General features: G+C 67.4%; 22 protein-coding genes. 12 read left to right on the top strand and 10 right to left on the bottom strand.

Features of this window, described 5'->3' with window-relative positions; all coding sequences use genetic code 11:
* Positions 1–41: 41 nt before the first annotated feature.
* On the bottom strand, positions 42–1,325 hold the full coding sequence (locus ACGFH6_RS32935; protein ID WP_393391669.1) for an alpha/beta hydrolase: 1,284 nt from the start codon (positions 1,323–1,325) through the stop codon (positions 42–44).
* Between the two features lie 669 nt (positions 1,326–1,994).
* Between ACGFH6_RS32935 and ACGFH6_RS32930 the strand changes: the two genes are divergently transcribed.
* Both ACGFH6_RS32930 and ACGFH6_RS32925 read left to right on the top strand, forming a co-directional pair.
* Positions 1,995–2,171: a hypothetical protein gene (locus ACGFH6_RS32930; protein WP_393391667.1), complete on the top strand. Its 177-nt coding sequence runs from the start codon at positions 1,995–1,997 to the stop codon at positions 2,169–2,171.
* Between the two features lie 541 nt (positions 2,172–2,712).
* Complete coding sequence (locus tag ACGFH6_RS32925; RefSeq protein WP_393391665.1) at positions 2,713–2,988, top strand: hypothetical protein; 276 nt, start codon at positions 2,713–2,715, stop codon at positions 2,986–2,988.
* Here the strand turns inward: ACGFH6_RS32925 and ACGFH6_RS32920 are convergent.
* The gene (locus tag ACGFH6_RS32920) at positions 2,982–5,894 is read right to left on the bottom strand and encodes an AAA family ATPase (RefSeq protein WP_393391664.1); all 2,913 of its coding nucleotides are present in this window, start codon (positions 5,892–5,894) and stop codon (positions 2,982–2,984) included. The two genes, ACGFH6_RS32925 and ACGFH6_RS32920, sit on opposite strands and share 7 nt — an antisense overlap.
* Before the next feature lie 379 nt (positions 5,895–6,273).
* Here ACGFH6_RS32920 and ACGFH6_RS32915 point away from each other — a divergent pair, with 379 nt between their 5' ends.
* From ACGFH6_RS32915 to ACGFH6_RS32905, 3 genes are all read left to right on the top strand, one after another.
* Positions 6,274–7,158 (top strand): hypothetical protein, encoded by an 885-nt coding sequence (locus tag ACGFH6_RS32915; RefSeq protein ID WP_393391662.1) that lies wholly within the window; start codon positions 6,274–6,276, stop codon positions 7,156–7,158.
* 200 nt (positions 7,159–7,358) lie between these two features.
* On the top strand, positions 7,359–8,027 hold the full coding sequence (locus ACGFH6_RS32910; protein ID WP_393391660.1) for a Type 1 glutamine amidotransferase-like domain-containing protein: 669 nt from the start codon (positions 7,359–7,361) through the stop codon (positions 8,025–8,027).
* Positions 8,028–8,654: 627 nt separating this feature from the next.
* The gene (locus ACGFH6_RS32905) at positions 8,655–8,936 is read left to right on the top strand and encodes a hypothetical protein (RefSeq protein WP_393391658.1); all 282 of its coding nucleotides are present in this window, start codon (positions 8,655–8,657) and stop codon (positions 8,934–8,936) included.
* Between the two features lie 278 nt (positions 8,937–9,214).
* Here the strand turns inward: ACGFH6_RS32905 and ACGFH6_RS32900 are convergent, their stop codons facing one another.
* Complete coding sequence (locus ACGFH6_RS32900; RefSeq protein WP_393391656.1) at positions 9,215–9,427, bottom strand: hypothetical protein; 213 nt, start codon at positions 9,425–9,427, stop codon at positions 9,215–9,217.
* Positions 9,409–9,729 (bottom strand): hypothetical protein, encoded by a 321-nt coding sequence (locus ACGFH6_RS32895; RefSeq protein ID WP_393391655.1) that lies wholly within the window; start codon positions 9,727–9,729, stop codon positions 9,409–9,411. The genes ACGFH6_RS32900 and ACGFH6_RS32895 overlap by 19 nt, the downstream gene beginning before the upstream one ends.
* Before the next feature lie 553 nt (positions 9,730–10,282).
* Between ACGFH6_RS32895 and ACGFH6_RS32890 the strand changes: the two genes are divergently transcribed.
* Positions 10,283–11,935: a hypothetical protein gene (locus ACGFH6_RS32890; RefSeq protein ID WP_393391653.1), complete on the top strand. Its 1,653-nt coding sequence runs from the start codon at positions 10,283–10,285 to the stop codon at positions 11,933–11,935.
* A 32-nt stretch (positions 11,936–11,967) separates the two neighbouring features.
* Here ACGFH6_RS32890 and ACGFH6_RS32885 read toward each other — a convergent pair whose 3' ends face one another.
* The 4 genes from ACGFH6_RS32885 to ACGFH6_RS32870 form a co-directional block, all read right to left on the bottom strand.
* Positions 11,968–12,180 carry a diguanylate cyclase domain-containing protein gene (locus ACGFH6_RS32885; RefSeq protein WP_393391651.1) on the bottom strand — a complete coding sequence of 71 codons (213 nt, stop codon included), beginning with the start codon at positions 12,178–12,180 and terminating at the stop codon, positions 11,968–11,970.
* A 238-nt stretch (positions 12,181–12,418) separates the two neighbouring features.
* Positions 12,419–12,745, bottom strand: coding sequence for a chorismate mutase (locus tag ACGFH6_RS32880; RefSeq protein WP_393391649.1), 327 nt, complete (start codon positions 12,743–12,745; stop codon positions 12,419–12,421).
* A 276-nt stretch (positions 12,746–13,021) separates the two neighbouring features.
* The gene (locus ACGFH6_RS32875) at positions 13,022–13,189 is read right to left on the bottom strand and encodes a hypothetical protein (RefSeq protein WP_393391647.1); all 168 of its coding nucleotides are present in this window, start codon (positions 13,187–13,189) and stop codon (positions 13,022–13,024) included.
* A gap of 86 nt (positions 13,190–13,275) precedes the next feature.
* Positions 13,276–13,572, bottom strand: coding sequence for a helix-turn-helix transcriptional regulator (locus ACGFH6_RS32870; RefSeq protein ID WP_393391646.1), 297 nt, complete (start codon positions 13,570–13,572; stop codon positions 13,276–13,278).
* Positions 13,573–13,698: 126 nt separating this feature from the next.
* Between ACGFH6_RS32870 and ACGFH6_RS32865 the strand changes: the two genes are divergently transcribed.
* The 6 genes from ACGFH6_RS32865 (at position 13,699) to ACGFH6_RS32840 (ending at position 19,010) form a co-directional block, all read left to right on the top strand.
* On the top strand, positions 13,699–14,016 hold the full coding sequence (locus ACGFH6_RS32865; RefSeq protein WP_393391644.1) for a hypothetical protein: 318 nt from the start codon (positions 13,699–13,701) through the stop codon (positions 14,014–14,016).
* A gap of 241 nt (positions 14,017–14,257) precedes the next feature.
* Positions 14,258–15,196 (top strand): aldo/keto reductase, encoded by a 939-nt coding sequence (locus tag ACGFH6_RS32860; RefSeq protein ID WP_393391642.1) that lies wholly within the window; start codon positions 14,258–14,260, stop codon positions 15,194–15,196.
* 535 nt (positions 15,197–15,731) lie between these two features.
* On the top strand, positions 15,732–16,646 hold the full coding sequence (locus ACGFH6_RS32855) for an alpha/beta fold hydrolase (protein WP_393391640.1): 915 nt from the start codon (positions 15,732–15,734) through the stop codon (positions 16,644–16,646).
* 274 nt (positions 16,647–16,920) lie between these two features.
* Positions 16,921–17,337 carry a phosphotransferase gene (locus ACGFH6_RS32850; RefSeq protein WP_393391639.1) on the top strand — a complete coding sequence of 139 codons (417 nt, stop codon included), beginning with the start codon at positions 16,921–16,923 and terminating at the stop codon, positions 17,335–17,337.
* Positions 17,338–17,505: 168 nt separating this feature from the next.
* Positions 17,506–18,111 (top strand): hypothetical protein, encoded by a 606-nt coding sequence (locus tag ACGFH6_RS32845; protein WP_393391637.1) that lies wholly within the window; start codon positions 17,506–17,508, stop codon positions 18,109–18,111.
* On the top strand, positions 18,108–19,010 hold the full coding sequence (locus tag ACGFH6_RS32840) for a hypothetical protein (protein ID WP_393391635.1): 903 nt from the start codon (positions 18,108–18,110) through the stop codon (positions 19,008–19,010). The genes ACGFH6_RS32845 and ACGFH6_RS32840 overlap by 4 nt, the downstream gene beginning before the upstream one ends.
* A gap of 107 nt (positions 19,011–19,117) precedes the next feature.
* On the opposite strand, the gene ACGFH6_RS32835 is transcribed toward ACGFH6_RS32840, so the two are convergent.
* Positions 19,118–19,792 (bottom strand): response regulator, encoded by a 675-nt coding sequence (locus ACGFH6_RS32835; RefSeq protein ID WP_393391633.1) that lies wholly within the window; start codon positions 19,790–19,792, stop codon positions 19,118–19,120.
* Positions 19,789–20,952: a sensor histidine kinase gene (locus tag ACGFH6_RS32830; protein WP_393391632.1), complete on the bottom strand. Its 1,164-nt coding sequence runs from the start codon at positions 20,950–20,952 to the stop codon at positions 19,789–19,791. The genes ACGFH6_RS32835 and ACGFH6_RS32830 overlap by 4 nt, the downstream gene beginning before the upstream one ends.
* Between the last annotated feature and the right edge of the window lie 24 nt (positions 20,953–20,976).

The raw sequence follows: 20,976 nt of genomic DNA, 5'->3' as shown, positions 1-20,976 counted from the left end.
CCGTTCGGCCCAGCCTTTCGCATCTGCGGACGGCGAATGCATCAGGGACCCTTGAGGGGTTCCCCGCTCTGAACGGATACGACCACGTCGTGGATTGCCTTGGTGACCGCGGCGGCGTGATCTGGGTTTTCCACGAAGGACGCGTGGGTTGCCCCCGACTCGACACGATGAAGGCTGTTGGCCGACAGCTTGACCGTTTCGTCCTGAGCCTCCATCCATCCCTCGGCGTTCTCGAGTTCGGCGGTCAGGACGATCAGTGGCTTCGCATCGAAGCTGCGCAGTTCCCCGGCCTCGGCTTCGGACCGGTTCGCGACGCCGAACTCGTCGAGGAAGCCGCTCATCTCCTTCCCGGTGGCGGCAGTCGTCCGCGCATCATCGCGGTACATGGGCGGTAGTTCCGAGAATCCGGTGCCGGCGATAACGTGCCCGACCCCCAGCCGAGAGGTGGTTGCGACCAGCGAGGACAGGTGCTTCAAGACGCTGTAAGAACTCGCCTTCTGGGGCGACACGGGGGTGCCCTTGGCGCCCGTGGAATCGACCAGGATCAGGCCGGCGACTTCCTCGGGGTACTTCGCGGCGTACGTCCTCACGTACAAGCCGCCAAAGGAATGCCCGGCCATCACATACGGACCCGGAACGTGTGCGCGATCCAGCAGATTGTGGAGATCGGTCGCGATCTGCGCACCATCGGGCGGACTCGCAGCAGGATCACTCCAGCCACGCCCCGCCCGGTCGTACACGCACACTCTGCTGTCGCGCGCCACAGCGGGTGCGATCAACCCCATCGACGCGGCGGAACCACCGCCGCCGGGCTCAAGGATCACGGTCGGATCGCCAGAGCCAGTGCACTCCAGATGGAGCCGGTACGGTCCGACGTCGACGAGCTCGCCGCGCATGGCGACCGCGGGTCCGGTCGATTGGCGGATCGTCTCGTACCCTCCGCCGAGGGCGAGGATCACCAGGATGATCAGCACCGGGTTCAGCAGCCACGCCCTGGTCCGGCTGCGCAGATCGCGCCGGGCACGGGTCCAGACCCAGACCACCAAGACCAACAGAGCCGGCGGCCAGACCCACCCCAGCACATCCACCACGGCGTCCGGGGCCACCAGCACCAGCGCACCGGACAGCGCCATGAAGACCGCCGGCACCACGGCCCAGCGTTGTGGTTGGTCGGTGAACCGCGTAGACAGAACTGCCAGGAGCGCCCACCCGAAGGCAAAGCCGATCAGCACCATGGCGGTGGCGAAGTCCACATCCACCGTGCCCACCGGCAGGAACGCGAGGCCCATCGCCGCAGCAAAGCCCGCGGCCAGCGATCCGGCCACGACTCCGCCAACGCGCGAGCGCCCTGGCCCCTGCGGCCCGGTCAGAACGTCCGTGTCCGGTGGCGGATTGGAGACGCCCTCGGGGATCGAAGGATCGTGAGTTGCAGTCATCCTGGTTGGCCTGTCTCCAGCGCAGTCGCAGCCGGCTTCAATGGTTCGCCGGGGCGACGCCGAGCGGAGTCGGCGCGCAGGAATTCCTCGGTACCTCCAAGCTACGCCGACGAGCTTTCAAGCACGACACTTGGCAGTCCGTCCGTGCGCAGCTCTTTGCCAGGGGCAAGATCAGCCAAGAGTTCAACATCACCCGCGACGCTTGCTGGTGGGCCGCCCTCCCGTGACCTGACAATGTGCCGCTCCCCCGCTGGCACTGACAGTTCCCTCCGACAGACGCCTCGAGCGAAGGAACGAGTCTTGCGTCGTGGCTGTCAAGACCGTCGGCGGATCCGATGGGCCGCCCGCTTCCGCCACGGCCAGTGCCGGATGACTGGGACGAAGAGCTCTGGCACAACGGCGACATGTGGATACGGTCCACGGAGTCGAGCGAGTCGATTCTGGCCTGGTACCACGAAGCGTGTGGGCAGGCCGATCAGACCGTCCAGATGCTCGATTGGACTCACCCGGCGAGGTGCCCCAGTGGGACGAGGCCACAGGTCGACAACTCTCGGAGACATGATCGTGGTCGTGCTCGGTGAGGAATGTCGCCATGGCGGACACATCGATGTCGTCCGGGAGTTGGTCGACGGGCGAGCAGGCTCCGACTACGGCGACTTCGGTGACTCGGACAAGTGGCAAGCGTACGTCGCCGGGGTCCAGACGGCGGCCGACCTCTACGCCGACAAGAGCTGACCAAATCGCGCAGCTGGGCGAGCGCAGCATTCGCTCACAACGTAGGCCCATCGCCTTCTCAAGATGGCTGGCCGATCCGGACCGTCGTCCCGGAGTCCTGAGGCCCCGCCGGAGGCGTCCTTTGGTGCATGCGCATCCGCTGCGCCGTAGATCCCGTGAGAGCTCAACTCGCCAAGCTCGGGAGTCGATCACATGGAGTCGAGCCGACGAGCCTCTCATTACGAGAAGGAATGACACCGCCGCTTGTGGCCCCTGTCAGCGCTTTTGCTTGCAGTCGGCTTGCACCACGCCTCGCGGATCACCACCGATTGACATCGTTTCGCACCACAGTGGCACCACGGCAATACGAACGATAAGAGGTTGGCCGCTTGGCCACGGAGCTTCGGCGAACGCCGCCGGCGACGTCGAAGGCACAAGCCGGGGCACCTCGGACAACTAAGGGGTTTGCGTCGCAGATCTGAGGGGGCGCGCTTGATGTGGCGATCCCCGGCCTCGACGCACGGTGGATGCCAGACGGCGATCCGCGCCGTGAGGAGGAAACATGAAGCACATCCGCACCCTCGTCGCCGTACCCGCCCTAACCTGCGGGGTCGTCGTCCTGGCCGTGTCTGACCCGGCCTGGGCGGGAGAGCCCCCTCCCGACGGGACCATCGGGGACGGAGGTGGTGTCGTCGTCTACCAGCCGGGTCCGACGGTCGAGGTCGACGACAACGTCGCCGAAGGACTACAGGCAGGGGCAGCCGCCGCCGGTGGGGCCGGCATCACCATGGCAGCTCTCTGGGCCTATCGGCGTCGCCATCCGGTCAGTGTTCACTGATCCGGCAGCCGCCGCTCGACCAGGGCGGCGGCTGCCACTCGACTGGCCGTCCCGGTCTTCCGAAGGATGTTCGACACATGCACGCTGACCGTCTTGTCACTGATGAACAGCTCCTTCGCGATCTCCCCGTTGGACCGCCCGACCACGAGGAAAGCCAGCACTTCTCGTTCGCGGTCCGTGAGCGCCGCCAGTCGCGGGTCCTTGACCGTCGGCACGACGGGGATCGGCGCAGTGAGGTCAATCTTCGACCGCCGGGCCAGCGACTCGACCTCGGTCTGTAAGGGCCTGGCCCCGAGTTCGACTGCGCAGCGATGAGCCTGCCGCACGAGATCGCTCGCCTTCGGCCGGGTCCAGCCGCTCGAGAGACCTGCCTCTGCGCAGCGCCACTGCGCCATCGCGTGGTGCCAGCGACTTCCCGCCGCACCGGAGGTTTCCACCCCCTCACGCCATCGCTCGGGTTGATCTGAAGCATTCCGGCAACGGGCGAGTTCGGCCGCGAGGAGGGCTCGTTGCATCGCTTGGACGTCCACACCATTCAGTGCCTCGGCAAAAGGCTCCCGCGGCCAATCGCGGAGGATGCTGTCGATCGGCTCCGAGGCCGCAAAGCCATGCCCGCCGCCGTCCAGGGTGGCCTCGGCGACCGCACGAGCAAAGGCCGGAAGCGCGTCGTCGTCATCCGGCCCGGGATAGTCCGGAACCGACAGCCGTGGGCGTGCCCAGGTCACGGCGTCCGCGGCTCTGCCTTCGGCGATCATCAACTCGATACCGGTCACGGTCACGGACGGGCGAAGCCGTCTGAAGTCTTCGGAGACCAACTCCAGCGCGCGATCGAAATGCTGCCGCGCCTCCTCGGTCCGTCCCGACCGCACAGCCAGAAGACTCGCGGCCAACCTGAGACCTGCTCCCGGGATACCTGTGCAGCGCGCGCCCAGCGCCGAGCGCAGCAATGTCCGGCACTCCTGCCAGCGGCCGAGGTCGATCAAGGCATTGGCGGCCTGGTAGGCGAAGAAGTAGGCCCAGCTGCCGACTCCGGCGGCGACGGCGTCGTAGTAGTCGACGCGGGTGACTTCCGCCAAGTCGGCTCGCCGGCCGAGCGCGTGCAGGGCCCTCTCCCTCCAAAGGGCCGCGTCGATGGCGGTGTCGGTGTCTCCGCACGACCTCGCCAACTTCACAGACAACTCCGCGTCGGCGAGCGAAGCCAATGGCGCGCGATACCCGGACACGGCCGCCCGGGCGCTGAGCGCTCGTGCGTAGGTCTGCGTCGAGCCCGACCTGTGCCCGATGCGGACGGCTTCCGTCGCATGCACCGCACCGTCCGGCATGCCGTACATGGCTTCGAGCTCGGCCAGATGGGCGAACGCGATCGCGCGCTCGGCGGATTCGGGCGAGCCCGTGGTCAACGCGATCGCCTCTCCGAGCCCTTCCAGGTCGGCCTGGCCGGGCGACGTCGATTGCCAGCGGGCGTCGGCCCGGCTGACGAGCAGATCGCAGGCCAGCAGAGGATCCTGTTGCTTGTCCACGAGACTCAACGCCTCCGTGAGGAGCGCCACCGCCATGTCCGGCAAGGCTGCTCGGAGGCAGGTTGTGCTGGTCCGTCGCAACAGGCTGATCCGGTCGTCACGTCCTCCGCGGATGCTCGGTGACACCGTTTCCCAGAGAGCACACGCCCGGCGGAGCTGGATCGCCTCCTCGGCAGGCGCCTGCAACCGCGCCGCCTGATCGGCTGCGACGAGGGACCATCGGAAGGTCTCGTCGACGTGTCCGGCTCTTTCGTGGTGGACCGCCAGATCAGCAGCCGTGACCTCAGCAGCCTCTGGCTCGAGCACGCGGATGTAGTCGGCATGAAGCTCCGCCGCTTGGTCGGGTGACAGGCAGTCGTACAAGACCTCGGCAAGCAGCGGGTGGCGGAACCACCAGATCCCGCCGCCCGCTGTATGCACTACGCCGCGGTCCTGCGCTTCCAGCAGGCACGGGCTGATCAGGCTCGCTTCAAGTCCGATCATGGATGCGACGTCGGTCAGTACGGCGGATGACGTCGGGCGTCCGCCGACGGCGAGGATCCTGGTGACCAGGCGGGCCTGGTCGGACAGGCTGTGCCAGGCGGCGAGCAGGGCCTCGCGGAGTGCGGTCGGAACGGTCGTGGGGAGGGCGTGCTCGAGGCCGGACAGACCACGAACCATGAGCTCGATCAGGTACGGGTTGCCGTCCGACCTGGTCAGCGCCTCGCTGACAAGCTCAATGTCGGGTGCCCGGCCGAGCAGACCTTCGATCTGGCCGGCGGCGGCATCCAGATCCAGCGAATCCAGCGTGATCTCGCTGAACAGCGGCATCCGTCGCATGTCCGCCAACCAGCCGTGCAGTGGATGGCCCTCCGGACGTTCCTCGGTGCGGCAGGTCGCGAGCAGCAGCAGCCGCTGGTCCCGGAAACCGGCGATCAGGTACGACAACACGTCCAGGGAAGCGACGTCGGCCCATTGCAGATCGTCGACGACCACCACCGTCGGACGGTGTGTCGCGATCCGATTGAGGACGAGGTCGACCAGCACCGGCAGCCTCGTCGTGTCAACGCTGCCGCCGCCTCCGAGTGCAGGCAACAATGCAGCCAGCGCGTCGACCCCGTCGAGTACCTCGGCGCTCTCCTCGGCACTCGCGCCTGCGAACCAGTTCTGCAACACCCCGCCGATCGGCGCGAACGGAACCGACGCCGCACCGAAGTGCACGCACGAACCCCAGAGCACCTTCAGCTCCGGATCCCGGCAAACCTCCCGAGCCAGCCGGGTCTTCCCGATGCCGGCTTCACCGTGAATGACCACCGCTCGCGGCACCCCACCCACGGCCGCCCGCACCGCGTCGCCGAGCAGCTGCCGCTCAGCGTCCCGCCCCGCGAACCGAAGATCGCCCCCCATACGAACCAGTCAACACCCGCCACCACCCCATGCCGCAACCCGACCACCGACGGGCGCTGGAGGTCCGGAGTGTCCAACAACTCCCAATGCACCCATTTCTATACGGCCAGGGTAGACGTCCACCGATCTCGACCACCGCACGGTTCTGCTGCTCGACGCGGACCCCGGCGTCATCGGCGGCGGCATGCTCTCCCCTACGCCTGCGTCTCCACCCGCGACCAGAAACCTCGATCGTCAGATCGACGGCCTGACTGGTGCCGGCTCACCCAGATCCAGAAGAAGCTCAATGGCAAGAACGCCGACTGGCCCGAGCTGCAGGTCAGCGGGTGCTATGCCCCGGCGTTTCCGCAGCCCGCCTGACCGCCGCATGGTTGTGGGCATGGACGTCGACGCTGTCGCGGTCGAGCTATACGGGCTGACCCCGGAGCAGTTCACTGCTGCCCGCAACGCAGCCGCGAAAGACGGCGGCGACGCCAGTACGGGTGAGGCGATCAAGACCTTGCGGAAGCCGACGCTCGCGGCGTGGCTGGCCAACCAGCTGGTGCGCGCCGACCCGGACGGAGTCAACGACCTCACCGAGCTCGGCGAACAGCTACGCCAGGCACACGCGTCCGGAGACGGCACACAGCTACGCCGACTGACACCACGCCGCCACAGCCTCGTCCAGCGAGTCGTCCAGACCGCTCGCGACCTGGCCCGGGAGCAGGGCCGCCCGGTGAGCGAGCAGATCACGCAGCGGCTGACCGAAGCCCTCGACGCCGCCCTGGTCGACCCCGGCGCCGCGCAGCTGCTGCGGTCCGGGCAACTGACCAGCGCGCTACGCCATGTCGGATTCGGCGTCGTCGACGAGACCGGGGAACCCGCCCAGCTCGCACCGGTCACGCCCCGAGTCGTCCGCAGCCGCCCAAGCCGCCAGCCAAACGAGCGGTGCTGCTCCCTGCGCGCCGACTGCTGGACGGAGCTCGTTCTGATCGACGAACGAGACGCGGCCGTCGGGGTGCCGGACGCGGCCGAGCCACCGCCCGCCCTCGCTGATCCAGGCATCCAGCTCCCCCACACGCTGCAGCCAGCCATCGACCAGCAACGGCGGGTCGACCCGCCGGACACCGGCCTGATCCCGCGGGCCGTGAACGGTGTACTGCAACTCCAGATCCGCAGCCAGCGCGTTCGCCTCGACCTCGGTCGAGCATCTGCCGCGGGTGCCCGTTCATCGCGTTGCCCCACACCATGCAGCCGCCGTCCCCGTCGCTCGGTCGCACATTGAAGCGTCCAAGGTGCTGTGCAGCTGTGGCCACCGACGGTCGTTGTCTGGGGTGTTGTCGACGCTCCGGAGGTTGTCGGATCCGGAACGTAGTGTGCGCAGAACAGGTGAAGGCGGCCACAGGGCTAGACAAGGAGTCAGGCGATGACGCGTCCCCGGTACCTACGTCACACGAATCCGTCGCACTCAACTCGGGAGGCGTGGTGAAGCTCCTTCTCACATCCGGAGGCGTCACGAACGAGAGCATCCGCGATGCGCTGGTCGATCTGCTGGGCAAGCCGATCTCCGAGTCCCGTGCGCTCTGCATCCCCACGGCGCAGTGGGGCCACCCGATGCTCGGGCCTGCCTCGGTGCGAAGCTCCGTCGCCGGCGAGCCTCCGTTTCACATGATGACCAGCCTGGGCTGGGCGACCTTGGGTGTCCTGGAGCTCACCGCGCTGCACAGCATCGGCAAGGAGCGGTGGGTGCCGTGGGTCCGAGAGGCCGACGTGCTGCTGGTGGACGGCGGCGACACGACGTACCTGTGCCACTGGATGCGGCAGTCAGGGTTGTCGGAGGTCATCTCGTCGCTGCCCGAGACGGTCTGGGTAGGGCTCAGTGCCGGCAGCATGGTGATGACACCGCGGATCGGTGACGACTTCGTCTCGTGGCCGTCTGCCCTGGACGACCGCACGCTGGGGGTCGTCGACTTCTCGATCTACCCGCACCTGGACCACGAGCAGATGCCGGGGAACACCATGGCCGACGCGGAGAGATGGGCCGCCGACATCGCAGGTCCGGCGTACGCCATCGACGACCAGACCGCCATCAAAGTGACCGACGGCACCGTCGAGGTCATCTCCGAAGGACACTGGAAGGCCTTCCCCGCATAGCCGCCGACTGCCATCAGAGTGTCCCGGCGCCCCTCCTGTGCGTCGTGCTGGGTCACGGCCCCGACCGACGGCATAGCCTGACCGCTCAGGCCGCATTGGGCGCGCGACGTACGGCGATGCCGGACGACAGCCCGGGCGACGTCGAGTCCGGCTTTGAAGGCCCAGGTCACCCACCGAACTCTTTTCGAACTTAAGGGAACCCATGTTTCTCGCATGGGTTGTCGTGCGTAAACGTCTGCGGGACGGGGGATCGTGGACGGCATGGAGGAGCCGACTGCGTTGTAAACGGCTGCCGAACGACGGCCAGCCGCCAGGGGACCGACGCGGTGTGAGGGGCGCATCAAGGCAGCGGCTGACCGCACTTCATGCTCCGCCCGCCCTGGTCTGCCCGCAAGACCGCTCACGGTCGAATATCGAGACCGTCGAGCGTCGGAAGATCGTCCGGGCGCAGATCGGCTCGCACCGCTGGGCGTAGGCGTTATTGGAACCTGCACTATTCCAGTTCGCCAGTGATAACGACTGTTCTCAGAACTGTCCCTGCTACCGGGCCGCGTTGCAGCCCCGGGCGAGAGGTGGACGCGCCTCAGCCAGCGGAGGAGAGTGCGAGAAGGAGGAGAGGGGAAGCTCATGCGGAAGTTGTGTGTCGGTGTTGTGGTCGCGAGCGCGCTGCTGGGGGTGTCGGGCGAGGCCTGGGGAGCTTCGGCGGGCGGGCATTGTCCTCCGCCGCAGAGCGGGTACATCGTCTGGGACGTGGCGACAGAGCCGTACCAAGCTGACAACAACGTCGACGAGCAAGGCAATAACAACGGCCTCGCCTGTGCGCGTCCGACCCGAAAGACCGTCGAGATAGACGGTGTCATCTACACCATCTACAACTTCATCGACGACGCGGGCGCGATCCCAGGGTGACGGCGCCTAGGGCGCGGCGGGCCGGGCAACCGTTCGGATGATCTTTTCGCTCTGGCTCCAGATTCACCGGCGAGCGATGCAACATCTTCCGGCCGGAGGTCTGCACGTAACCGGAGGTAGCGCATGCCATGGCGGACCTGTCCAGCCTGGTCGCGGCGTCCGCACTGACCTCGGCGACAACGGTCGGCTCGACTATCACGAGGGGCTTCCTGCTGTCGCGTCCGCCCCAGCGCTGCGAGCTGATCTCGTCAGGCCATGGGTGCCCGCGTTGGCGGGTTTCAGTACCGCGGCGAACTGGGCCCGCCGACGATGACTTCGAGGGTTTCGCGGTGTTTGACCTTCACCCATGCATCCCTGCGCGCTGGCGTGTAGCGGGAGGCCGCACCTTTGACCACCAGAGCCTCCACACCCATCCCGCCGGGCAGGACCTCGAACCATTCCCGGGCCTCATCGAGGTCGTCGGTGACCGGGGTCAGTTGCCGCGGCGGCATTCAAGAGCGTGCGAGCTGCTCGAGTCGCTGCCGGCGGACGGTCCAGGGCTGGGTGCGCAGATCCACTCCCCCGGCCGCCACCGGATCGAACGCCGCGTAGGCAGCCGGACCTGAGCGGCCTTGGCGCGTGCCTTCGCCGGGCTGGTCACCAGCCGCTGCTGGAGCGCGTCGAAGCTGAGTCGGCCGTCCGCGCCGAGGATGACCAGCTCGCCGTGGAGCACCGCGCCGGCGGGGATCTGCCGTACGGCGGCGGCCGCGACGTCGGGAACCGATCGGTCAGGTCTTTGCGCTGCCGTGACCACAGCCTGGCTTGGTCACCGCGCCGGACGATGGTGCAGCGAGATCCGTCAAACTTCGGTTCGTACCGGATGCCGCCGGGCAGTGCGTTCGGGCCGGGGATCTCCTCGACCGCGCGAGTCAGCTCGACGTCGACCGGCCCGACCAGATCCGGCGGCAGCCGGACCGCGTCGGGTCAGTCCGGCGTACCCGGGGCATCGTGTCGCCTCGGGGCTCGCGGATCGGCCGGCTGCCCGAACGGCGGCCACACCACCACGACGACCTGGTCGAGGACGTCGTCAGGGCCGCGCAGCGGGCAAAACCGGTGGTGGACAGGCAGGTCTCCGCCGTCGCACTTTCCACACCGCCCCGCCATCGACTTCTACAAGTCCCTAGGGGCCAAACCCCAAGAAGATGAACCATCAGCCGCCTCACCAGCGACGCCCTATCCGCTCTCGGCAGCTGACAGCGGTCCGCCACGGATGTCAAAAGTGGCAAATGAGCGGAAATGGGGAGCCAGAGCGGCGCCGGTCCGGCAATATGGTCCGGCACGTCTTCTGGCGCCTGGGGGGTTGGGAAATGGTAGGGGAGTTACGGGCGACGGAGGTGGACGGGGTTCCCGTCTACTGGGTGCCTGGTGAGCGCCGCACGCGGGCAAGTCTGTGGTTCCGGGTCGGGATGGCGGACGCGTCGTTGCCTACGCACGGCTGGCTGCACCTGCTCGAGCACCTTGCCCTGCATGACCGGGATTCGATCCGTGCACCTGTCAACGGATCCGTCAGCATGCTGCACACCACCTTCGACGTCGAAGGCGAGCCCGATGACGTCGCGGAGTTTCTGCAGCAGACTTGTCGCTGGTTGAGCACTCCGAACTTCACGGACCTCGAGCACGAGCGCCGGGTCCTTCGTGCTGAGAGCGCCACGCGGCACCTCGGGCCGATCGCCCTGCACCTGTTGTGGCGGTACGGCGCGCAAGGTCCTGGTCTGGCCGCTTACGACGAGTTCGGGCTGCATACCGCCGATCCGGATCACCTGCAGTCGCTCGCGGCGCAGGCGTTCGCCCGCGGGAACGCCGTACTCGCGCTGACCGGCCCGCCGACGGCTGGCTTGCGGCTCCCGCTGGCTGACGGCTCGCGGTGGCCTGTCAAGCCTGCGATGCCGTGCGATCAGCCCTTGCCGGCCGGATTCGCCGGGCCAACAGGCTCGGTCGCACTCTCGGGTGTGATGTCGCGGTCGTATGCGGGCCCGTCGCTGATGCGGGCCTTGCGGCGCGGGCTGGAACGCGGATTCCGGCACGGCGCCGGGGTTGGGTACAGCGGCTGGTCGTCGTACGAGCTGGTGGACGCGGAGAACGCGATGCTCACCGCGGGGATCGACATCCTGCCCGAGGCACGGCCAACGGTGGTCGCGCAGAGCTTGGCGGTACTCCGTCGGCTGCGGGACCGAGGTCCCGACCCGGCCGACCTGCGCGACGACCTGGACCAGGAGATTCGCCGGATCAAGACGGAGCCAGCCGAGAACTGGATGCCGTATCTGGCCGCCCGCGACGTCTTGTTCGGACGCCCGCTGCAGGACCGTGACCAGCTGGCCGCCGAGGCCGACGCCACTACGGTCCATGACGTCGCGCAGGCGGCGCGAGCGATGTGGAGCAGCCTGCTCCTTTCAGTCGATCCTGACGCCACCACCGATCCGCAGCTTACGTGGCTCGCCGGTCCGCCGCGGACCACCTCCGTGACAACCGGGCAGCGCTTCAAGCCGGCGGGCTGGCCGGTTACCAAAGCGGAGCTGACTGTCGGCCGCAATGCTGCCCAGATCGAAACCCCATCCGGTGAGTCCTCGGCGTCGTACGACGAACTCGCGGCCGTCGTCGCCTATCCGGACGGCGGACGGCAACTCATCCGGCGGGACGGCTACCAGGTGCAGATCGAACCGGCGCACTGGAGAAACGGCCATCAGGCGGTGGCGGTGGTCGACGCGGCGGTCCCGCCGGACCTGTGTGTCACGATGCCGGCCCGCGAGCCCGACGAGATCCCGCGGAGCTCTGTGACGTGGCAGCGCAAGGCGGCATACCTGCTCAAGAAGCCGGGGCTTTGGGTCGCGGTGATCCTGATCATCGTGGTCGTGCTGGGGGTAGTGAGCGGCATCTCGATGTCGGACATCGCGCCTCGCGGCGCGGTCGCGGTGGTCGTCGTCGGCACCATCGTGGCGTTCCGCAATGCACTCAAGAAGTGAGGTCCCCCGGCCTCCCCTTGAGGTGATGAGCTTCAGCTTCGTCTGTGTTTGACGGCGTACATGGCCTGGTCGGCTTGGTGGAACAGGGCGTCCAGGTCGGTGGAGGCGGGGGTGATGGGGACCGTGCCGACGCTGGTGGTGACCTTGACATCGATGTAGTCCTTGAGGTCGTGCGCGTAGGCCTTGACCGTGTTCGGCGAGCGCCGCTGATCGGTCAGGGTGAGACAGGACCTCAGTAACACCATCCAGCACGACGCCGGCAGGCAGTTGATGCATAGCGGCGACGACGATGTCTGGGCAACGGTCGCTGATGTCGTTGCGGTTGCGGGTCCACAGCCGCGCCTGGTCGCCGCGGCCGATCGCGACCCGACTAGTTGACTGAACTCCGCGAGCGCCGGATGACGCCTCGGGGTCGTTGAAGAAGATCTGCACAGGTTCGGGAGTTGCACCATCCCGAGTCAGCTCGGCCAGTGGCGCAGACCTTCAGGTCTGTCGACTCCTCCCGCTGGCTGCGTTACTGGCCTCGGCGATTCGTTCGTGATGGTGGATCACCTCTGCGATCACGAACGCGAGGAACTTCTCCGCCAACACCGGATCCAATCCGGCGTCGGTCGCCAGCGTGCGCAACCGAGCTATTTGGTCCCGCTCGCGGTTCTTGTCGGCCGGCGGCATGCCGGTCAGGGCCTTCAGCGCCCCCACCTGTTGGGTGCACTTGAACCGCTCGGCGAGCAGGTGGACCAGGGCCGCGTCGATGTTGTCGATACTGCGACGCAGCCGGGCGAGCTCTTCGGTGGCTTTCTCATCGATCACGTCTCCACCTTGTCAGGTCAGCGAGGCGGTGGCCGATCCGGGCCGAGGGTGAGGATCGTGCGGGGCTATGGCCTGCCTGCGGTGAGCGTCGAGGATGGTCGCTGCTTCATCTATCAGACAGCCCACGCTTGGCGAGATGATCATGGAGGTGGACCGCGCGAGGGCGGCTGCCGCGGCGCTGCTGGAGCAGGGCACCCACGCGACGCGAGCTTTGCTGACGCCGCCCTCTGTCTCGCTAGACGCCAAGCGGACCCGCGGGTGGCCAAGTTGATCAGTTCAGTGAAGGTAGCCGTCCCATTTCACCTCGTAGCGCGCGCCACCCGGCAAGGCGTGCGGCGCCGGGATCTGGTCGACCGACTTGGCCAGTGCCACTTCGACCGGCCCGGCCAGGTCGGCGGGGATGCGCACCTGGCTGGGTTCAGTGCGTCGCCTGCCCGGAGTCATCACCGCTCCTGTTCCATGATCGGCGGAATGGCGGCCACAAACGCTGAGGTGTCGCTGACGCTCTCGCGTGGGGCAGGTCGGTGAGGTCAGGTGTGGTCGCGGGTTTCCAGGTCGGTGTGGGCGAGGAGGTGCACCAGTTCGCCGACCGTTCGCTGTCGCAGCAGAGCTTCTGGCAATGGTTTGTCGACCTGGACTCCGTAGCGGTTCCGGCGGCCGTTCTTGTCCTTGACCACGTATCCGGCGTCCACCAGATCGGTGACGATGCCGAATGCAGCGCGCTCGGTGATGCCGAGCGTGGTCGCGATCTCCCGCAGCCGCACGCCTGGATCGCCGGCGATGCACAGCAGCGCCTGCGCGTGGTTCGTCAGGAAGCCCCAAGCCATGACATACAGCATACTAGAAAACCCAATCCAGGAACTGTGTTGCTAGTATTGAAATACCAGCGTAGGTTCAGTGGTGGAACTGGTTTGTGGGTCTACGCAAGCCGCTCCACGATAGGAAGGCACACCATGCGCTGCACGCGCGTAGCTCTGTACGACATCAAGACCGGCACCTTCGACGACGTAGTCAGCCAGGCGAAGTCCGGGATGGTTCCCTTGTTCAAGGACAGCGACGGCTTCGTGTCCTACGCAGTCGCCCAGGTCGACAAGAACGCCTTTGTCTCCATCAGCACCTGGGAAACCCGGATGCAGGCCGACACCGCCGCCATCAAGGCCGCGGACTGGGTCAAGGCCAACAGCGAGGACCGTTTCACCCTCCGCATCAACTACATCGGTGACCTCGCCATCGACACCGGCCACCGCGAGCCGGCGCCGACCGCCCTCTAGGTCGTCCAGGTACGGAGCCCCGCCGCATCGCGGCGGGGCTCGTCCCGTTCCACCCGACCGCCGCCACATCGACCCGGAGATCGGTTCCGGGCGTTGTTGAATATTCGGGTGTGTCTCCGGGCTTACCGCTTACACGCCAGGCTCTGCACCGCCATCGACCCCAGCCTGGCTCCCGCGAATCCGTAGTTCTCGTGAAGTCGCGGTTTGACCTGGAGCGCGGTCCAGCAGCGAGGCTGGAGCTATGGACACACCCACGATGGCCCTCGGGACGATGTACTTCGGCACCACGGTGGACGAACGGACCGCCTTCTCGATCCTCGACCGGTACGCCGAACTGGGCGGAGCCTTCATCGACACCTCCGACAACTACAGCTTCTGGACCTCCGAGACCGGCTTCGGCGGCCAGAGCGAGGCGCTGCTGGGCCGCTGGCTGGCGTCCAACCCCGGAGTCCGCGTCCGTCTCAGCACCAAGGTCGGCGCCCAGCCCACCCGGGTCGGCGGGTTCCCCGACCACCTCGAAGGACTGCGCGAGGACGTCGTGCGCGCAGCCATGGCACAAAGCCTGGAACGGCTGGGCGTGGACGGCGTGGACCTGTACTGGGCACACGTCGAAGACCCGACAGTCCCGGTGCAGGACCTGGTCGAAACGTTCGGCGGCCTGGTCCGCGACGGCCTGACCGCTCGCTGGGGCGTGTCGAACCACCCGTCCTGGCTGCTCGAGCGGATCCGGGCCACCGCCGAACACACCGGCCACCCCCAACCAGCCGCCTACCAGGAGCGCTACTCCTACCTTCAACCCGCCGGCGGCATGGACGTGGAAGGCCAGCCGATCCCGCTGGGAATGCTGTCACCCGACGGCCTCGACTTCCTGCGGCGCAACCCGTCGGTCGACGGCTGGGTCTACACCGCCACCCTCCAAGGCCGATACGACCGCAACGACCGCCCACTCGAGACCGAGTACCGCCACGCCGGCACCGAACGACGCCTGGCAGCGCTGACCCGCGTCGCCACCGCGCGCGGACTCCGACCGGGCCAGGTAGTGCTCGCCTGGCTAGCCTCCGGCAACCCCGCGCTGACCCCCATCGTCGGAGCCAGCAGCATCGAACAAGTCGAGCAGGCCGTCGCAGGCGCCTCCACCATCCTCACCGAGGACGAACTGGCGACCCTAGACCACGCATAGGCGACCACGCGAGAACAGCCCCAATGCCGGCGTGCGTCAGGACGTCGCATCCCTTGTACGGCGGACTTCCCCGCGGTACCAGTCCGCCTTTCCTCAACCCGGGCGAGGATCGCGTCGCGCTCGGCGATCTTCGCCCGGATCGAGCCGGCGTGCTCCTCGAGCATGCGCCCAGGTGAAGCAGTTGGGCGCGACCGCGATGCTGTGCCGACAGACTCGCAGGTTCGCGCGGGTCGGAGCGGTGACACTGCGGTTACCGCCCCAGATAGCTGAGCTGATCTCGTGGAAGGTCGGCTCGTTGCCGCGGGCAATCACAAGCCTCTGCGGTGGGTTGCTCTTCCGACACGTCCAGACCTGGGCCAGCATGTCGTTCACGCGTTGGCTGAGGCGAGCCATCGGTGACTATCAGAACCTGGAACGTTCCTAGCGCGCCTGGACGGTGAACCCGTCGTGGGTGAGTCGGCGTCTGCTCGCGAGTTGCCCGCAGGGGTGGAAAATCCATCGGCTCCCGCCGATGGATCGCCTATTGTCACGTGTCATGACCGAGACCTTCGTGACCTCCGGTCCGCTGCGCTTGTGGACCGAGCGGACCGGAAACCCCGATCATCCCGCCGTTCTGCTGATCGCGGGCGCGTCCGCCCAGGGCATCACGTTCCCCGACACGCTGGTCAACCGCCTCGTCGCTCGCGGCGTGCAGGTGATCCGGTTCGATCATCGTGACACCGGGCGCTCGAGCATCGTCGACTTCGACCGGCATCCGTACGGCCTGTCCGACCTGGCCGCCGACGCTCTGGCCATCCTGGACGCGTATGAGCTTCCGACCGCCCACATCGCCGGGGCATCGATGGGCGGCGTGGTCGCGCAGTGGCTGGCCGTACACGAGCCGACCCGCGTACGCTCCATGACTCTGCTCTCCACCACCCCCATGAGCCACGATCCCGGTCCGGTTTGGCAGCGAGCCATGGCTGGGCAACCTGCCGACCCCGACGACCTGCCCCCGCCGACCCCGCGTTTCCTGCAGCACCTGGCCCACGCGGACGGCACTCCGCCGGGCGTGGAAGCCGACATAGCCATCTTCCAGGTCATGAACGGAGACGTCCGCCCCTTCGACGAACCGGCCGTAAGAGTGATGCTCGAGCGCTGCTGGGCGCGGGCCACCGACCCGTCCGCCGCCGCTCATCACAGTCTGATCGGCCGAAAGAAGGGCCCGGACCTGCTCACCCCCCTGTCGACCATCACCGCCCCGACCACGATCGTCCACGGTGACCAGGACCCAATCTTCACACTGGCCCACGGCGAGGCTCTGGCCGCCGCCATCCCAGATGCACACCTGCACGTCATCCGTGGCATGGGCCACGTCTACTTCTCCCCAGGCCTCCCGGAGCAGCTCGCCGACCTGATCTCCAGGGGACACCCCGTGACCCGGCCGCTTCAAGCCAACAGGTCCCAGTAGCCCCGAACGAGACCATTCAGCATCTGGAGATCGCTCACCGGCTCAACCGATCGGCGATCCCGACGAGCAAGCGCTTCGAGCCATTCTGGGTCTCACTGCACCGCCCTCAACGACGTACGTCGCAACAACCGTTCCCACCTACTCGCTCCACTCCCGGGATCGTGACAACACACGACATCGAGCGGTGCGAGCATCCGCTTCAACTGTGTGCGGGGTGCTCGCCTTCCGCGTCTGTTCTTCATCGGCCCGCCCTTGCCAGCAGGGGTTTTGCAGTATGGCGACATGGCTGAGGAGCAGCTCGAGTGAGACCGTCGGATGCCGGAGGCCGCGGCCGGTCTGGGTGCACGCCGAGGACACCCTGGATCAGGTCGCACGCCGGATGCGTGCCTACCACCAGGCCGTCGCCGACTTCATGCCGCCAGCAGGCGCCGTCTGGCGCGGGGGCGGCGCCTGGTCACCGGGCCTGATCATCGCCCACAACGACGCTGCTACCTACAACGCCGCCTGGCACCAGGACAAGCTCACTGGCTTCTTCGACTGGGACTTCGCCGGGCCCGCCACGCCGGAGTGGGCCCTCGCAGGTTTCAGCTGGGTGCCCCTGCACGCCAGGCACGTTGTCGCCGCTGAAGGGTTGCCGGGCTGTGAGTGGCTGGGCACTAGTTGTGGTTGCCGCGGGCGAAACGGTCGATGAGCGAGATGGCGAGGTAGGCCAACGGCGCGAGCACCGCAGCCGTGATCGAGGCACGCTGCGCCCTGCGTCGCCGTTCTGACCCAGGCGGGTGCCTTGCGCTCTGTAGTCAACCGCCGCATCGTTGAAACAGGGGGACGGAAAATGGCGAACGAATGGATAGGCACAGCCGTGCTCGCCGCGGCGCTGACAGTGGCGGGATGCAACAGCAGCGGCGACCAGGGAGCCCCGAGCAGTACCCAGCCGACATCCACCCTGACGATCGGAGGAAAGGCCGAACGCGTCACGGACGTCGCAGCCTTCGCCATCACCGACGAAGAGGCGAAGCGAATCGAAAAGGCCTGCGCCAAAGCCGGTGGCGTGCCGGGCGACAGCGAAGAGTGCGCCGCAATCCTCAGAGACCTCACGGGCGATCCCGTGGACGACTGCGCGGAGACTCCCGACGCCTGCATCGTGGCGGCTGTGGTCGAGAATGCCGGCGCCCCCTCGCCCTCGCCCCTGACACCACGGATCGCCTGGATAATTTTCGATCCGCGTCCAGGCAAACCCGCCTGTGGCAACGGGAAGTCCTCGATCTGCAACGGCGCGATCTTCTCCGCCAAGGTCGCCCCACTGCCCACGGTCGAGACGACGACCAGCACCGAAACCACCACCCCGACCTCACCGTCGACGTCCCCCACTCCAGACGAACCGACCCCGACAACAGACCCCACCGAACCTGACCCCACCGAACCCGAACCCACCGAACCCGAACCCACCGAACCGGACTCGCCGTGACCGAGGCAGCGGACACCGACAGCGGCGCCGCGGCGAAGGGCCGCAGCCGACGCTGGGGTGGAGCGCTCGAGATCCTGGCGTTCGTAGGACCGACGACCTTACTGACCGGTGGCCTCTACTACTTCGGCCTGGTCAGCGCGAGGGCGTACTACTCGTACTTCGGGGTCAGCCTGAGCGCGCTGGACTTCACCACCACCACCTATGTCGCCCGGACGGCCGACACCTTCTTCAAACCGGCCGCGACGTTCCTCCTCGCACTGGCAGTCGCCTTCAGCGCTCACCATCTACTCAAGTTCGCACTCGGCCGACGCAGCCACATCTGGGCGCGCGGGCTGGCGTACGGCCTCTTCGGCCTGAGCGTCATCACAGCAAGCATCGGCCTGGCGGGCCTGTACGGCGTACCGCGCGGACTGTGGTCGCCGCTGTCGCTGGCGGCGTCCGGGCTGTTGTTCGAGTACGGCTTGTGGATCTTGTGCACCTTCGGCCGGCCGGTCCCCGGGATCGAGGCACTCGCCCGCTCGGGGGCCAATCTCCGCCGCGGCCTGATCGCGGCCATGGTCTTCATGGCTACGTTCTGGGCGATCACCAACATCGCCCAGGCCCGCGGCACCGCCAACGCCGAGCTCGCCGAGCTCACGCTGCGCCTCCAGCCACAAGCGGTCGTCTACAGCGAGCGCGACCTGCACCTCCTCCCAGGACGAGGGATAGGCCTCAAGAAGCTGGCGGGCGAGGACAGCGCCTATCGCTACCGGTACAACGGTCTGCGGCCGCTGCTCTACTCCAACGACCGCTGGTTCCTCCTGCCTGTCGGCTGGACCCACACCAACGGCGCCACGGTGATCGTTCTGCAGGACGACCCGAGCCGGGTCCGGGTCGACCTCGCGCCGTCGTCTCGCTGAGCGCGACCTGGCTCGTCCGTCGAGATTCGAGCCTTCGCCGCCTTCGGCGCTGCAGCCGTCGCTTGCCTCGGGCTCAACGCATCCGCTCAGTGGACAGGTGGTGGACCTCAGTGCAGGCCTGCGTCGTGGATCCGGTTCGCGATCTGCACGCGGTTGGTGGCCTGGAGCTTGACCATGATGCGCGAGACGTGCGCTTTCACGGTGGCCATGCTCAGGTAGAGCTCGTCGGCGATCTGCGCGTTGACCTTGCCTTCGCCGACCGCGACGGCCACTTCGCGTTCGCGGTCGGTGAGGGTCTGGGTCAGCGACTGCGCGTCGAGGACCCGCTGGGGTTCGGGATTGTCGTGACCGAGCCGGGCGATCAGTTGGGCGGTCACGCTGGGAGAGAGCATGTGGTCGCCGGCGGCAACTTTGTGTATCGCCTCGACGATCTGCGCGGGTGGAGTGTGTTTGAGGAGGAAGCCGCTGGCTCCGTCGCGCAGTGCTCGAAGCACGTAGTCGTCGGCGTCGAACGTTGTCAGCACGATCACTTTGGGCGGCGTGGTTTGGCCCATCAGTGAGGCGAGGGCCTCGAGGCCGTCCACTCGTGGCATCCGGATGTCCATCAACACGACGTCGGGCGCGACCCGCGCGATGAGGTCGAGCCCGGTCTGGCCGTCGTCTGCTTCGCCGGCCAGTTCGATGGTGGCGTCGTCGCGCAGGATCATCGCGAGTGCGGTGCGAACCAACGCGTCGTCATCGATGATCACGACCCGGATCGGGGGTCCGGCAGAGTCGTTCATGCCGGCCACGGCAACCAGGCGCGGACCACGAAATCTCCGTTCAGCTTCACATGCTCGAGGCGGCCGCCGATCAGGTCGGCGCGCTCGGTCAGTCCGAGCAAGCCGAGACCAGAGCCGGGTGTCGCGCTTGCCGTGGAGCCGAGCCGCAGCGGGTTCCGTACTTCGAGCATCAGCTGCCCGCCGGGCCGACCGCTGAGCGTGACGTCGACGGCGGTGTCCGGTGCGTGTTTGCGGGCATTGGTCAGGCTCTCCTGGATCATCCGGTACGCGCCGCGTCCGATCGCTTCGGGCGGACCCGCCAGGTCGTCGACCTGGTTGTGCAACCGGACTCTCGTGCCGGACCCGATGGCCTCCTGGACCAGCGCCGGAAGGTCGGCCAGCGTCGGTTGCGGACGCTCCGGTGGTGCATCGGTGTCGAGTGTTCGCAGTACTCCGAGGATCGCGTGCAGGTCCTGTAGCGCGAGGTAGGCGCTCTTGCGGGTGATGGCGGCCGCTTTGGACACCTCGGCGTCGCTCAGATTTCGGCAGTACTCCAGTGCACCCGCGTGCAATGCCACCAGCGAGAGTCGATGGGCCAGTGCGTCGTGCATTTCACGGGCGATCCGCGCCCGCTCGTTGGCCTGCGCCTGTCCGACCCGCAAGCCCTGCTCACGTTCGGCGCGGTCCGCTCGTTCCCGCAGTGTGGCCACGAGGTCGCGGCGTGCCCCGACATACATGCCGGCGGCGATGACCGCGCTCACGAAGACCACCGTGAACAGCACCGAGATCGCCAGATCCGCCTGACCGGGCTGGGTCTCGAAGTAGACGACGGACGCGACGACTCCCACCACCGCCAGCGGCACGATCTCTCGCCACCGCCGACGGGTTGCCAAGGACATGGCGGTAACGACCACAGCCCCCGACGCGGCGGAGGAAACGCCTCCGATGGCGCTCACGAGGAGGGCGATCGCGAGCGGACGGCGCCGTCGCCAGCGCATCAACACCACGCTGACGATGCCGAGGACGAGATCCAAGGCCAGGTACGGAGCGAAGTTCCATCCGTAGGCGTTGTAGAACGTCGCTGTCCAGAAGCCGGCGCCGGTGATGATGGCGAAGAGGTAGCGCCACGTCGACTGCCAGTGGCTCAGCGGAGGTGGTGGCGCGGCTTCGATGGCGTCCACCTTCCCCAAGGTACGGGAGGCGCG

The organism is Kribbella sp. NPDC049227 (assembly GCF_043197265.1).
Taxonomy (GTDB): domain Bacteria; phylum Actinomycetota; class Actinomycetes; order Propionibacteriales; family Kribbellaceae; genus Kribbella.
Note: the sequence above shows the minus strand (reverse complement) of the source record. Positions and strands in the feature narration are given on the sequence as shown.